We start from the raw sequence: 13,466 nt of genomic DNA, 5'->3' as shown, positions 1-13,466 counted from the left end.
TCCATGGCCAGAATCCACTCTTACCGATCGCTATCAGACTACAATTCCCGATTCCGTTCGCAAAGCCCTTGGCTTGAATAAGCGCGATAAAATCTGCTACAACATACAGCCCGACGGCAAAGTATGGATTTCCAGGGCTGACGGGACAGAAGAAAATGATCCGGTGCTTGGGAAATTTCTGAATTTTCTTGCCCAAGATATGGAACAGAACCCTCAACACATACAGCCAATTAGTTCTAACCTAGTCAATCATGTTCAATACTTGGTCTCTGGCGTTGCTCTTGATCTTGATGCACCACTTCTGGATGAGGACGAATAAGGTTGTCTATAGATCAGCCCCTAGTAATTAATGGATGGAGCATATTTGCTCAACCTCTGTTCCTTGAACAGTTTGAAGAACTTGTGACGCAGGTTGAAGAGCTGCACCACAAGTTTCCTCAAGATTACAAAAGGAAAAATGCGACAAAGCGTCTAGCTGCCATAGCAAAGTTAGCCTTTGATACTATTCCTCAAGACCCAACTCGCAGTGATTATCGACTGGGAACTACGCTTGGAGACGATTACAAACACTGGTTTAGAGCCAAGTTTTTTCAGCAGTATCGACTGTTTTTTCGATATCATCAAGAGAGTAAAATAATTCTCTTTGCTTGGGTCAATGATGAAAACTCTAAGCGAGCTTAAGTAGTCATGCAAAATAAATTTCCTAGTGAAGACAGGCAAGAGGCAATAGGCAAGAGGCAAAAGCTTTATCGAAATGTGTAATTAATTTTGCTTAGGTACTTATGAGAGTAGTACAGACGCTTATAGAGTCTTTAGAAAAATGCTGGAGACCGGTTATCCTCCAGATGATTGGCATGACCTACTCAAAGAGGCCAAAAGTACAATTAGCCGTTTACGCGAAGCTGCTGAAACCGAAATTTAATGATAGATATGTCTGGACTTACCCATACAAAAATACTAAAAAATTAACAAAACCCTTACTGCATAAAGCTTCTCAGAATAAATTGACAAGCCGTCACTGGGTACATTTTCAAGGGAAAATGGCTGTACCGTTGACTGTCTCTGGAGTGGAGCGATTCCCTAGATTTCGCTGTATAGCGATCGCTAACCTGATGGCAATTAATCTTTAGAGTAAGGGATTCCCTCTTTTTGCTGTTTTTATGCCCCGAAACAAGCTATAATGGTCTAAAGGTCAAATTTGAAAAATTTTGCCTCAAACCCTATCTGCGTAAAAACTTAAGTTAGGCTCTGTAAAACTTTTAGCCATAGTTAGTAGGTTTATACGGGGGAAAGTCCAGTAATGAGATGCTTCCCATAACTTTTCTCTCTAAGTAGTCGTGCAAAATAAATTTCCTAGTGAAGATAGGCAAGAGGCAAGAGGTGGTTAGATATGTGTAATTAATTTTGCTTAGGTACTTATCACCATACCATGAGGATTTTCACCAGATTGTCACCCCGTCAGATGAAAATCTCTTGACTATCGCATTCCCGATGAGGTATTCTTCAATCAATCAGGCACTGGCACACTTTGAATTTCTATATTTTCTGACTAATGGAAAAACTTCCTAATCAACCAACTTTTTATGACTCACCAGAGGAAGCCATAAAAGAGATTGTCAAGATTAAAGAAAAAATTTCTAATGCTCCTCCTGGAAATTTGAGACTTGGTATCTTTCGAGGTAAGCGTTTTTGGGGAAAACTAGATGTAGCATCGGTGGATAACGGAGATTTTCATGGCAATCCTGAAAAAAATGCCAGAACGCTATATCATCGTCTGTTAGCACGTTTTTTGGCCGAGCGAGTTTATCGTTCTCAGTTTTTAGTTTTTGTATTAGCAGTAATTTTAGGTTTGGTAGGTGGAACTATTCACAATACTGAAAAGCAATTGCTTGAATCATTAAAAACAAACATAGATAATGAACAAAAACTTTTAAATGAAAATCTTAGTGATAGAAGAGAAAAGAATAGATTGATTTTCACGGAAGAAGCACAGCCTTTCATAGAGAAGGGAAATCCTATTCCTGATGATGTTATCGAACGTTTTAATAATGATAATCGTTTTTTAGAGAAAACTTTTAATGAGGGAACACGGAAAATTGAAGAAGCAACAAATAGTTTATCTTTTTATACAGATATTCTTAATACATGGGGTTCCATTTTTCACAGAATCGGACAATTAGTTGCTTTTGGAGTTATATTAGTATTGATTCCAACAATCAATGATCATATTCTTAAAAGAAATCATAAAGAAAAAAAACAAGCTGAAGATATTGTCCGACGAATTTATTTAAGAGATTTCAAGAATGCAAAACCTCCTGAAGATTTAAAAGATATTTGGCGATATGGATGGATTACGACTGATGGTCGTCCTGTATCCTCGGAAATCAGCGTGGATGACTTTAAAACGGATGAACTACCAAGAAGAGCGAATGCTTGGGTTCTTCCTAGTTTCAGTCTGTTGACCAGTACAGGAGCTTATACTGGTCTAGCTGCGTCACTTTCGTTATGTATTTTGTGGATTTTAATTTTTGTTTCTTGTTGGCTATACCAAATAAATTTATCTTCTAACTCCGAGTCTGAAATTTTATCTACAGAAGAATCAAGTAATTCTTCTAGATTTGGGATTGTTTCTATTTTCTTTATAAAACCGCTCAATTGGATTACCAAAGATATACCGCCAATTTGGACTATGTTCTTTGGCGGATTTTTTGGAGTTTGGAAAAGAATTGTAGATCGTCCGCCTTCTTTAAACAGAGCGCGAGAGTTAGAAAAACAAGTATCTGTTGATGCGGCGACTTATCTTATGGCGGGAGGATATCCTTGGTCACAAGTTGCTGAATCGGCACGCATTAGGCAGTTTGAGCAAGCTCAAAGAGATAGCTCCCCAATTTTTCAACTAGGAATAACAGCAGGAATGCTAGCTGCAAGGGGTGATCTTTATGCGCCTTCTGCTGGACTACCATTTAAACTCTCTCTCAAAGATTTAACACAACATCTTTTAGTTTTGGGGGGTATTGGCTCTGGCAAAACGGCTGGCATTCTGCGCCCTATTGCTAGACAAGCGGGGCAAGCTGAAGGCGTTGGTTTAGTTGTTTTAGATGGAAAAGGAGCGTTACCCGGTGAACTAAAAGATGTTGTTAAAGGAATGAAGATTGTCGATCCAAGAAACAGCCGAGTTTCTCTGGTTAAGGGATTACAGCCCGCCACACTTGTTGATACTATTATTGATGTAATAGGGGCGAGAAAAAATAGTGCAGATCAGTTTTTCACGGACAGTGCTGCTGACCTACTGCGTAAGGCTGCAATATTAGCTCAGGCAGCAGGGGGTGATTATTGGACTTTAAGTAGTATTGGCAAGATTGCTACTAATTCTGATTCCCAGAATGATGTTATACTAGCCATTCCAGAATCGGCAGAAACACTGACGGTCGGAGAAGCAGCCGAATTCTTTATGGAAGATTGGGAAAATACTGAGGAACGAGTAAAATCAAATATTATAGCTACGGCGAGAAGCTGGCTTAACACAATTACTAGCCATCCCGACCTTGCGGCATGGGCAGATACAAACGATGAATTAGAAAATGTTGATATTACAGCACCTCTAGAGGGCGGAAGATTGGGAGTTTTAATTCCTGATTATCGCTACGGTCGTGGTGGTGCATTGGTTACGGCTCTTATCAAGGCACGATTGTATGAAGGCATTAAAAAACGCGGAGAAAACAGTGATCAGGAATATATTCCCGTACTTTTTATAATGGATGAGGCTCAAGAAATTGCTACTAAAGATGATGCGTCTTTATTAGCCATTGGAAGATCATTAAAATTAGCTATGGTTGCAGCGACACAAACTGTTGAAGGGGTGGTTGAGAAGTTAGGAAAAGAGACATCTGATAAATGGTTTGGTATTTACGGCAGTTTAGTTGGGTTGAAAGGACGTTCTAAAGTAACCAATGAATTTATTGCTGCCCGATTTGGCACTGGATGGCGTTCAATAGTAGAAAACGTTCAAGGTGTTCCCATTAACCAAAGTGCGGGAATCAATACCGTACATGGAGTTAAAGCAGCGAGTCTTTATCAAGAAAGTTGTCGGAATATTGAATTTGACTCTCGAGATAGCAGAGAACTTGCTAATTTTCCTTGGAATTTATTAAAACCCCCTATTTTTCGAGAGCGCATAATATATGGAGATCAAACATCAAAAATGAACACCACGATTAGGGTTGCTCCTTTACTAGAAGCGGGAGAAATTGAAGATTTGTTAGCTGTTCCAGGAACTGCTTTAATCGTTGCAACGAGAGCTTCAGTGACCAGACGAGATGTTATTAAGTTAAACTTTATTTCAGAGGATGGAACAAGTTTTGAGCCATAGTCAACATTTATTCTGGATTTTACCAAACCAAAAATAAACTAATTCATTTTGTTTGATATTTTTCAGTTTTATCATATTGTTCCTTTCGTATGGATTCAGTTATGCCATCAATAGTCTGAAAATAGTATGGGATTTCTGAAATGTAAGGTAATTTAGCTATTTTTGCACCGCCTAGCAGTTTTATATCAAGATTAAACAAACGTTGACCTTCTGGGTTTAATATTGAAAAAACTTTCACAACATAGGTGTCATCTTTTTTAATTGTGATATTTTTATCATTAGGTTTTCCTATAAGGATGCGATCTTGATACGAAAAAACAGCAGTGCAAATATCTTTAACTTGAGTTGAAGTAATAAGTTTTTGACCAGCTTTAGCTGAAAATACATAGCCTACATCTTGACTATAAGATACCAGTCCAGAAACTGTTTTTTGTGCCATGTTTTTTGATGAGTTCTTCTGGGGAATAGTAACTAATTCAGTTTGATAAAGAACCGTTCCTCCCAAAGTAGGCTCTTCAGGACAAGAGAAAGCGACATCATCAGAAGAAGATGAACCACACCCTGATAAGAGGGAGAGGGAGAGGATTAGAGGCATACTCAAGATTTTAAAATGATATTTGTTCATAGAAAAATAAGAATAAGTTTTGAGTTTAACGAGTGCGTTTAGGTGATTGTGTTGGAGGTTTGGGGGCTTGAGTGTTTTTAGCTGCTTCTTTCGCCTTTTCTAATTTACTCTTTGAATAATCTCCTGCCATTGCAGCATTTCTACTTGTTTGCTGCATTGATTGTGTTGGAGGTTTTACGGCAGCTGCTTCTTTCGCCTTTTCTAATTTATTCCTTGAATCTAAGCCTGCCATCGCAGCATTTTCGCTTGTTTGCTTTATTGAAGATTGTTCTTTCCCTTTAACTCTTTCCCAAACTTTGTGGGCACTTTCCTGATCCCGTGTAACTTTTGCTTGCATTACAGGGTCATAACGTTTATTGGTTTTGTCATAACCATACTTACTTCTTAAAAAGGCTTCTCTCTGACGATCAAGTGCTTTTTGAGCTTGAGGGGTTTTTCCATTCTCATTATACACACCCAAAGCTTGGTATGCCCCACGATTGAGAGTATGAAATCCGTCTCCCCGCATGGGATAAGTTCTACCAAAACTTTTTTTTTCAGTATGAACTCCATACGTTCTGCCGTTTACAATATAGGTATGGTTGCCATTCTCATTGCGGTATGTGGCTTTCCCTGTTCTAATTGCCTTCATATCGTCATTGACATTAACGCGGGGTTCAATAACGGTGTTAATGTCGTGCTTACAAGATTTCTGATTGACTTTAGAAAGATAATGCCGATCAGCAGGTTTTTTGACTGATTGATGTAAATCATCGGGTGGTTTTTTTTCAGACATAGTTACTGATTGGGGATAAATGGGATATAAAAATTATGAGGAAACCGCTTATTTTTTGTCCTGTTCGAGCGATTTGCGCTCTAGCTCTGTAGGGAGCATCTCACCTTATGTAACTCCTAAATTAAGCTTTATGTCAAGCTATTTTGAAAGCCTTGCTAGAAAACAGTTTCATAGATAAGTATAATTACTTGCTTGCATAAATGAGATTCCCCGCTCTGTATGCCTCATTATAGCTAAAACAATAACCAATTTATCATTTATCTATCTCGTCTATAAAATAATATTCAGCCTCGTCATCAGGAATAGGTTTTTCCTCATCAGAAGACATATAAAGAACAATCAACTGACGCTGGTTATGACCGTCGATCAAATAAAAGTCATCAGGGCGCAAAATAGGATTATTTCCTGAATCTATAGCACACCGACATTGAAATTTTTTGGAAAAATCGGAAATAAATGTATATCGTTCTCGTCCACTATCTTGTATCTGTGCATCAACATCCGGATTTGTCGGTTGAAGCTTGAGAAGAATGGAGAAATCACCTTTTACAGGAACATAAAAAATTTGTAATAGATAAGGATACATACTATTTTTATCGATTTCTTTTAAAAGTTCATCATCATCTTCATAAATAAATATTTCATTTTCAGAGATAGAAAGAAGTTCCGCAAAACCTTTTTTTAGCTCATCACGAGATAAAGGTTGATCGACAAAAAAATCCTCTAAAACTGGTGTAAATTTTTCTGAAGTTCCATCGTTATTCATTAAAATTCTCCTGATTTTTTTCTTTTTGCTCTTGAGTTAACGGTCGATTGCGATAAGGACTCTTTTGGATTTGACTAGGAAATTATAACATCTCCAGCACTGCTTCAATTAACTCAAAACTTAAGCTTTTGGGATATGAAGACCCCTCCGAAGGTGATATTAGTAAGGCATTATCGGCCACGTTGAGGTGCCTTGGGTTGAGGCGACCTAGATTGGGTTGCTAGTTTTGGAGATTGTGCTTTTTGTTTTGCTCTAGATAAACCTTGCTGATGCTGCGCTGGTTTAGCTTGACGAGCCTGTGCTTTCGGTTTAGCTTTAGCTAGACCTTGTTGGTATTGTACTGATTTAGGCTTAGATTCTTGAGTTTTATTCTGAACATTTTGTTTGGTTTTTTCTAGTTTACTTTTTGAATTTACCTGTATGGTTTTAGATGACTTTGACTGAGCTTTCTGTTTGGACTTAGTTAAGTTGTTTTGACCCTGTACTGCTTGAGTTTTATGGGCTAAAGCTTTCTTTTTTAATTGAGCCAGTTTTTTAGGCGATTGAGAAGCTGAATTTTTCTGCTTAGAGATTGGCAGAGGTTTATTAGGTAAAAAACTAGCTCTAGTAGCTTCCATTGCGGCTTTCTGAAATTTTTGTTGTTCAGCTATTTTTTGTTTCTGTTCACTTAATTTGCTTGAGTTTAATGACGGAATTTGTCGCTGTCTTTGCCATATTTGATTTCTTACTTTTGTTTTGTAATGCTTTAGAGCTTGCAGCATACCTTTATTATACTTTGAACCAAACTGAGAGCGAATATCCTTAATATCCATCAATAAGGCTTGCTCAAATTGTCCTTTATTAATCAAATTACGTTGTTCTGCACGGAATTTTTGTGCAGAACTATGGCTTCCCCAAGTGGCTGTTTTTCGATGGTCTGCTTCTGTCATCCAGATAGCGATGCCTTTATCTCTATTGAGGGGAACAATTCCTTCATAAGATTTATATGCTGGGATGTGATTAACTTCACCTCCTCTATTAGCTTTTCTTACGGCTTTGTAATAGCCACCTTGTTTATCCATATATTTTTGTTGAATAAGAAAGCATAAAACTTAATAAAGTCTGATTTAACATAGTTAAATACTACAGTTGGCTATAAAATATTAAAAATATTTAAAGCAAAGTAATGAAATTGATTGTAGTAATCTAGTTGCTAATCATAATGCCCTTTTGGAAAAACAAAAACCCCCTCTACGATTGCGTCTGGATCTTCGTCACCAAAACGAAAGTAGAATCCAACGCCAAATTTATGTGATGTAAATCCCACGTCATCAATTTCTAACTGTCCATCAATTTCTTCAAATAATTCTCTTAGCTCATGATAGCTGAGTCCAGACAAACACTGGTTATAAAGCATTGGTTCAGCTGGCTTAAACATCTCAATAGCCTCACAAGTATTATCGGGTTTGTAATAGACAAAGATTCCTAAATCTTCGTATAAATCGGTGTCCTTAAAATTTTTATCCTCACCTTTGTACCATTTGTTAAAAGTTTCAAAGTTTGTAGAGAAATCTTTTAGTGCATGGCGCACTTCATCACGGCTCATGCCAAAGCGAATCATATCGATACCTTGATAGGGTCTGAGGATAAACTGCATAATGACCTCCCAATATAGCCTATTAACGATAATACTCAAAGAGTATGCTATTATTATAAAGCCAATAACCAAAAATCAAAATTTTAACGATAATTTTCCGAAATCTGCGCTCCATCGAGCGTAATGCTCTATGATTATAGTGTTGGGCAAATTCAAGTTTGAAATGTACCAAGACCGATTAATCGAAAAATATCTCAGATGGGGTGCGATAGTCAAGGGATTTTCAGGGTCGATGGTTGAAGCCTTCGCTCAATCTACCTTAGCTTGTTTAACGATTTCGTCGCCCCTTTCGGGAAAACTATGGGATGAGTACTTAATGTACTCGTTAAGTCCTCGCCGTCAAGAATGCGTTCTTTTGGGCTAATCTTTTGGTAGCTGATTTAGGAGCATTCCATTTTGGGATAAGCATTACCTAAAGTAACGGTGGTGCAAGGGTTTCAGTCCCTCGTAAAACTGCTAAGGTACAAAATCGGGATTCTCCTGCTTATCTCGGTCTTTCTCTCTTAGTGGTGCAGGTCAGTTTACTTGATCAGCAACCTTATTGAAAGACCACGCAGTGGCACACTTCATTTTTGAATCGATGTCAACTAATAATGTTGTCTATTTGACAGGAGAAGCAATGTGATAGGGTTCAATTGGATGAGTGGGTCAAAAATACTACTAATTCTGCTTCTAGCATCTGGATGTCAGTCATCTACTACACTAAATCCACAGGCATCAGGAACTTGCGCTAATGAACCAGATCGAAGTCTAATTGATCAAACAGCACCCAAATTAAACGTTTCGTCGGGAGACAGTATTACACAAACGGGTAAGATTAAATCTAACCAAGGTGTGACGTATCAGATTGAGGCTCAGGCTGGACAGACATTAATTTTTAAAGTAACACCTTTGTCTAAGTTATGTATCTGGAAATTAAAATCTGATTTTTCTCCTCTAAAAACAAAAGAAATTCAGGAAGATGGTAAGTATTTTCTTCATATTGAAGCCTTAAAAGAAGATACTAATTTTGAAGCTATTATAGCCATCGATTCAGAAGTAGGAGTTATTCCTTCACCTTCTATTACAAAAGAAGACCCAAGAACAATTTCTCCTATTTCACGACCTTCTCCAACTCCATTCTCTCCGCCTCCTGTGCAACCTAGTATCAACAATAATACTAATGCCACAATTGTAGGACAACCAGGAAAGAAAAATATTCGTAGAGGTCCTGGTTTAGAATATGCACCAAGACATATTGCCTATCCAGGTGATCGCGTTCAAGTTATCAAATCTGTTAGAAATAGTGATAAATTCATTTGGTATCATATTTATTTTCCCCAATCAGGAGCAGATGGATGGATTGCAGGTAATTTACTTGCTGTTGATGGTCAAACTACTTATCCAAGTCAACCGCAAATCCAACCTCCATCTCAACCTCCACCAAAAGCTTCGTCCAGAGGAACCAATGCTACAGTGAGCGGTACTCCAGGAACTAAAAATATGCGTTCTGGTGCTGGAACTGCTTATGGGGTGGTAGGAACTGTTCGTACAGGCGATCGCTTACAAATTTTGGGCAGTAGCTATGATAGAGGGGGTTATCAGTGGTATAAAGTCTATCATCCTCAGTCTGGTACGACAGGCTGGATTGCTGCTCAATTAATTAGCTCTGACTAGCTCTAGTGTAATTTTTCATCTACTACAACTAATATGAAATCTTTTATTTCAGCTTTTCGATATTTTATTATTCCTATAATTGTTGTAATGGGTGTATCGATTTATTTAGGGTTTAAACAGCCTGCTGAACTGCCAACTACTGCTACAACTTCTACCTCGCCATCGGTTTCTTCTACTTCTCTAATTTCTCCTGCTTCTATCCCTAAAAATACTCTAACGCCTCCCTTACAGCGACCTTATCCTTTGGCAAATACATCCAAAGCTCTGCCAGTTCCTTCGCCCATGGTTACTGGTGCTGATGATATCTATTCACTATCTTCGCCACCTCCCAATCAGACTGTACTTTCACCCCCTAACCAAACTGAAATTCCTTTTCATATAAAATACGAAGAAAATGCTAATGATTTAGTGGAAATTGGTATTTTCTACGAACGTAAAGCATATCTAAATCGAGAAGCGGCAGAGATGTTTAAACAGATGCAATTAGCCGCTCAACAAGAGGGAATTGAGATCATTCCTGTTTCTGGCTTTCGCTCAGTTGCCGATCAAAAAAAGCTGTTTGAGCGACAAATTCAACGCCAAGGAAGTAAGAAAGCAGCCTCTAAACTGAGTGCGCCTCCAGGTTTCAGCGAACATCATACAGGCTATGCTCTCGATGTTGGTGACGGTAAAAGTCCTAATACTGTCCTCAAATTGACATTCGACTCTACTGAAGCCTATCGCTGGCTAGAAGTTCACGCTGCTCAATATGGCTTTGAACTATCATTTCCGAAAAACAATTTCCAAGGTGTTAGTTATGAACCTTGGCACTGGCGTTTTGTCGGTTCAGCAACAGCTCAAGAAATTTTTAGAGTAGCAAAGACACAAAGACAATAATGGACTTCCCCTTTGAGAAAAGTTCATAACCTGTACTTTGGGAAAGATTAACAGAATTTCCGCTGCCCCGTTACTGGGTACAAATCAGAGAAACTCCTAATAAATCTAAAGCCGCACAAACTCCTCGTCAACAGTAAATCAGTTGATATGTCATCTTTCTGAGAAATGCCCTCACCTCAACTGTGGCAGGCTCGATCGCTGGTTCGACTGGTAAAAAACTAGGGGATGCGATCGATAGAACAAGGGAAAGCAAAATATAAGTTAGCTTTCCCGTCACGTTTTGCTCTGAGCTTGAAAGGGCTATACTCTACCGTATCAAAGGGCATTATATCCTTCCAAAAACTCCAATAACTTTTCTTCCCAAGGGTTCAGGTAGGGACGTTTCAAAGAACCCAATGTTTCTAGAATAGCCCTCACCGTCTCCTCTTCCCCTAACGACCGGAGATGAACCAGACGATCGCTCAGTTGTTGCATATTTTGCCGGTGGTCGGGGGAATACTGCAAATCCCTTAAATTCTCCTCTCTAACGGTATATTCACCGTTCCAAGTCCGCACCAGACAGGAAAATTCTCTTACCTTGATCACGATACACCAACAACCACCCAGACCCCGCAAATCGGGATTATCCTTGATCAGGATTTCGCAGACATCACCGACCCGGTAGGGTATGGGGATTTTGGTTCGCTCCCGGATGCGCTGTACAATATCCTTGACGATGCGACCAGACGGCACTTTACCACCAGCAGCTTCTACCGCCTGCTGCCACACTTCTCTCTGTTGGTCTGGTTCCAGTTGAGTTAGGGGACGGACTTGACGCTCGGAGATTGGCAAAATTTGAGAACCAATGGTTCTCGTTTCGTCTCTGTCTGATTGAGAACCAATGGTTCTCGTTTCGTCTCTGTCTGATTGAGAACCAATGGTTCTCGTTTCGTCTCTGTCTGATTGAGAATCATTGGTTCTCGTTTGCAGATTCTCAAAAACTTCAGAACCAGAAATCAGATAGTCCATCTTACGACGAGAATAACCAAAACGATCACGGCAATACTCCTCAAAAGTCTTGTGGGTAGAACGGTACAGTCGTCTATCCCGCAATTCCTTCAAGGCTGTTCCCGCTTCGTAGAAAGCCCTTTCTACCTTGCGCTCCCAGAACAGACGTTGACGTTCCTCTTCTGGTGTCAGGTCATCGACCAATTCTACCCGTACCGATTGCGGGGGAAATAGATCCAGTTCCAAGTTGACCGCCCCTTCCGGTTCGGGTGGCAGCCGTTTACGGTTCTTTTTAGCCCAATCATCCAGCCACAACCGGGGCGAAGCGAACTTCGTGGTGGCCTTAACGGGAATATCGAGGACAAAACCGTTCGCGCTGACGGTGCGCTTGGCACTAAAAGAATTGTACTCAAAACGCCACTCTAACCCGTAGGCTGTCCAGATTTGCGGAGAGCAACACCAGATGTTCACGCCGTTACCTCTCGACTACTTGACTATTTACAGTCGCAAAGTTTGTTTTTTTCAACCAGTGATATTAATATTATAAGTGATAGAATAGACGATAACAATAGTTTTTCTGAGAGGTTGTGGACGTGGTGAAACAGAAGAAAGCGGTGATGATTCCCGTCGAGATGGTCGAGACTATCTCATGGTCGGAGGAGGCGGGATTGAAGTTAAAGGAGATTCGGGAGGGACAGGGACTATCTCGAAACAAGTTGGTAAATAAGATCAGGGATGCCGGTCGGGACATCTCCCCCCAGCACATCCAAAAGTTGGAAACCGGTTTCAAGGCAATAACGGGAGAAAGTCAGACAGCCAAGAGTGTCGGCACGGCTACCCTCCGAGCGATTCTCGACGCTTTGGATTACCCGCTCGATCTGTTCCTCACCGAAATCGGTCACAAGTAAACCACCTGAGTGCCTTTTTAATCCCCGAACCGAACCGACGATAACTTACGAAATTCTCTTGCTTCCAATTGAAGCCTTTTTTTTAGGGACTATACTGGATTTATCCGTTGGTTCCGCGTACCTATCCACTGTTTAGCTTTTTGTTCCCTCGATCTTAACCCCTCGGAGATGAAAAATTATGCAAAAAGCCGCCTCGTTACCCGATCGCTACCGAATCGGAAAAACTCAGTTTTACGAACGCCGCCAGCATCTGATCCGCTTGGGTTACGACATGGAAGCCGAGAAACACGGTCGAAACAGCTACTACAGTGATGAACAGGTGCAAATATTCGATGACCTAAACACCCACTATAAGAAATGGGGTACTCTCGAAGGTTTTCCGACTGCTACCCCCGAAATCGCTGATAACCAGACCGAAACCGACAAAAATTCCTCCGTAACTAACGCCCAGACGGGATTAGTTCAGCGAGAGAGTGAAAAAGTCATAAACGATTCCGTCGATGCCGAAGAAATCTTCGTCGATACCAATCCCTTAGAGGACATTCAAGAGGATAATTTTCGTCGTGTGGATGAGGCCGCCCAGTTTGCCGCCGCCCAGAATATCGTCGCCTTCAACTACCTGACCGTCAACTACATGAAAGAACGCAATTTCAGCGTCCCCGGTCTAAGGTCACAGGTAGAAAAATCTGACCGTGTGGTCGAGGAGTCCCTCGATTCCCTCAAACAGTCCCCAGAAGTAATCGCAAAGAAGCTGATCCAACGTACCAAGAAGGAACCAGAACAGATGACCTAACCTTGATCCTACAGGGTGCGCTCGATCGAGAACGCCGTCGTCTGTTACATTGGTTTCTCATCTGTCAGATCACGG

Annotated in this window: 14 protein-coding genes; 8 read left to right on the top strand and 6 right to left on the bottom strand. The window is 40.2% G+C overall.

Annotated elements, in window-relative coordinates; genetic code table 11:
- The 4 genes from IM450_RS14610 to IM450_RS14595 all read left to right on the top strand — a co-directional run.
- Nucleotides 1-319: type II toxin-antitoxin system PrlF family antitoxin (locus IM450_RS14610; RefSeq protein WP_287670876.1), on the top strand; the 319-nt coding region annotated here is incomplete at its 5' end.
- Nucleotides 320-321: 2 nt separating this feature from the next.
- On the top strand, nt 322-681 hold the full coding sequence (locus tag IM450_RS14605; protein WP_287688668.1) for a type II toxin-antitoxin system YhaV family toxin: 360 nt from the start codon (nt 322-324) through the stop codon (nt 679-681).
- A gap of 139 nt (nt 682-820) precedes the next feature.
- Nucleotides 821-922: a hypothetical protein gene (locus tag IM450_RS22545; protein WP_287724320.1), complete on the top strand. Its 102-nt coding sequence runs from the start codon at nt 821-823 to the stop codon at nt 920-922.
- 630 nt (nt 923-1,552) lie between these two features.
- Nucleotides 1,553-4,369, top strand: coding sequence for a type IV secretory system conjugative DNA transfer family protein (locus tag IM450_RS14595; RefSeq protein WP_287664413.1), 2,817 nt, complete (start codon nt 1,553-1,555; stop codon nt 4,367-4,369).
- A gap of 43 nt (nt 4,370-4,412) precedes the next feature.
- Here IM450_RS14595 and IM450_RS14590 read toward each other — a convergent pair whose 3' ends face one another.
- The 5 genes from IM450_RS14590 to IM450_RS14570 all read right to left on the bottom strand — a co-directional run bounded on the left by IM450_RS14590 (nt 4,413) and on the right by IM450_RS14570 (nt 8,171).
- Nucleotides 4,413-4,994: a hypothetical protein gene (locus tag IM450_RS14590; RefSeq protein WP_287664411.1), complete on the bottom strand. Its 582-nt coding sequence runs from the start codon at nt 4,992-4,994 to the stop codon at nt 4,413-4,415.
- 25 nt (nt 4,995-5,019) lie between these two features.
- Complete coding sequence (locus IM450_RS14585; RefSeq protein WP_287664408.1) at nt 5,020-5,769, bottom strand: hypothetical protein; 750 nt, start codon at nt 5,767-5,769, stop codon at nt 5,020-5,022.
- A gap of 253 nt (nt 5,770-6,022) precedes the next feature.
- Nucleotides 6,023-6,535, bottom strand: a complete 513-nt coding sequence (locus tag IM450_RS14580) for a hypothetical protein (protein ID WP_287664406.1) — start codon at nt 6,533-6,535, stop codon at nt 6,023-6,025.
- 170 nt (nt 6,536-6,705) lie between these two features.
- The gene (locus tag IM450_RS14575; protein WP_287664404.1) at nt 6,706-7,596 is read right to left on the bottom strand and encodes a hypothetical protein; all 891 of its coding nucleotides are present in this window, start codon (nt 7,594-7,596) and stop codon (nt 6,706-6,708) included.
- Between the two features lie 131 nt (nt 7,597-7,727).
- Nucleotides 7,728-8,171: a hypothetical protein gene (locus IM450_RS14570; protein WP_287664402.1), complete on the bottom strand. Its 444-nt coding sequence runs from the start codon at nt 8,169-8,171 to the stop codon at nt 7,728-7,730.
- A gap of 834 nt (nt 8,172-9,005) precedes the next feature.
- On the opposite strand from IM450_RS14570, the gene IM450_RS14565 reads away from it, so the two are divergent.
- Together IM450_RS14565 and IM450_RS14560 are read left to right on the top strand one after the other, a co-directional pair.
- Nucleotides 9,006-9,827, top strand: coding sequence for an SH3 domain-containing protein (locus IM450_RS14565; RefSeq protein WP_287664400.1), 822 nt, complete (start codon nt 9,006-9,008; stop codon nt 9,825-9,827).
- A 33-nt stretch (nt 9,828-9,860) separates the two neighbouring features.
- On the top strand, nt 9,861-10,703 hold the full coding sequence (locus tag IM450_RS14560; protein WP_287664398.1) for a M15 family metallopeptidase: 843 nt from the start codon (nt 9,861-9,863) through the stop codon (nt 10,701-10,703).
- Nucleotides 10,704-11,018: 315 nt separating this feature from the next.
- Here the strand turns inward: IM450_RS14560 and IM450_RS14555 are convergent, their stop codons facing one another.
- The gene (locus IM450_RS14555) at nt 11,019-12,161 is read right to left on the bottom strand and encodes a hypothetical protein (protein ID WP_287688666.1); all 1,143 of its coding nucleotides are present in this window, start codon (nt 12,159-12,161) and stop codon (nt 11,019-11,021) included.
- A 116-nt stretch (nt 12,162-12,277) separates the two neighbouring features.
- Here IM450_RS14555 and IM450_RS14550 point away from each other — a divergent pair, with 116 nt between their 5' ends.
- Together IM450_RS14550 and IM450_RS14545 are read left to right on the top strand one after the other, a co-directional pair.
- Nucleotides 12,278-12,598: a helix-turn-helix domain-containing protein gene (locus tag IM450_RS14550; protein ID WP_287715780.1), complete on the top strand. Its 321-nt coding sequence runs from the start codon at nt 12,278-12,280 to the stop codon at nt 12,596-12,598.
- A 178-nt stretch (nt 12,599-12,776) separates the two neighbouring features.
- Complete coding sequence (locus IM450_RS14545) at nt 12,777-13,391, top strand: hypothetical protein (RefSeq protein ID WP_287664392.1); 615 nt, start codon at nt 12,777-12,779, stop codon at nt 13,389-13,391.
- Nucleotides 13,392-13,466: the final 75 nt, after the last annotated feature.

The organism is Microcystis sp. M083S1 (genome assembly GCF_020246405.1).
Lineage (GTDB): Bacteria > Cyanobacteriota > Cyanobacteriia > Cyanobacteriales > Microcystaceae > Microcystis > Microcystis aeruginosa_C.
This window is presented reverse-complemented; position numbering and strand designations above follow the sequence as displayed.

What these genes read in the sequence shown, in the direction of transcription:
- IM450_RS14580 (WP_287664406.1), bottom strand. Translation starts at nt 6,535, where the DNA reads ATGAATAACGATGGAACTTCAGAAAAATTTACACCAGTTTTAGAGGAT.
- IM450_RS14545 (WP_287664392.1), top strand. Translation starts at nt 12,777, where the DNA reads ATGCAAAAAGCCGCCTCGTTACCCGATCGCTACCGAATCGGAAAAACT.
- IM450_RS14585 (WP_287664408.1), bottom strand. Translation starts at nt 5,769, where the DNA reads ATGTCTGAAAAAAAACCACCCGATGATTTACATCAATCAGTCAAAAAA.
- IM450_RS14590 (WP_287664411.1), bottom strand. Translation starts at nt 4,994, where the DNA reads ATGAACAAATATCATTTTAAAATCTTGAGTATGCCTCTAATCCTCTCC.
- IM450_RS14570 (WP_287664402.1), bottom strand. Translation starts at nt 8,171, where the DNA reads ATGCAGTTTATCCTCAGACCCTATCAAGGTATCGATATGATTCGCTTT.
- IM450_RS14575 (WP_287664404.1), bottom strand. Translation starts at nt 7,596, where the DNA reads ATGGATAAACAAGGTGGCTATTACAAAGCCGTAAGAAAAGCTAATAGA.
- IM450_RS22545 (WP_287724320.1), top strand. Translation starts at nt 821, where the DNA reads ATGCTGGAGACCGGTTATCCTCCAGATGATTGGCATGACCTACTCAAA.
- IM450_RS14595 (WP_287664413.1), top strand. Translation starts at nt 1,553, where the DNA reads ATGGAAAAACTTCCTAATCAACCAACTTTTTATGACTCACCAGAGGAA.
- IM450_RS14560 (WP_287664398.1), top strand. Translation starts at nt 9,861, where the DNA reads ATGAAATCTTTTATTTCAGCTTTTCGATATTTTATTATTCCTATAATT.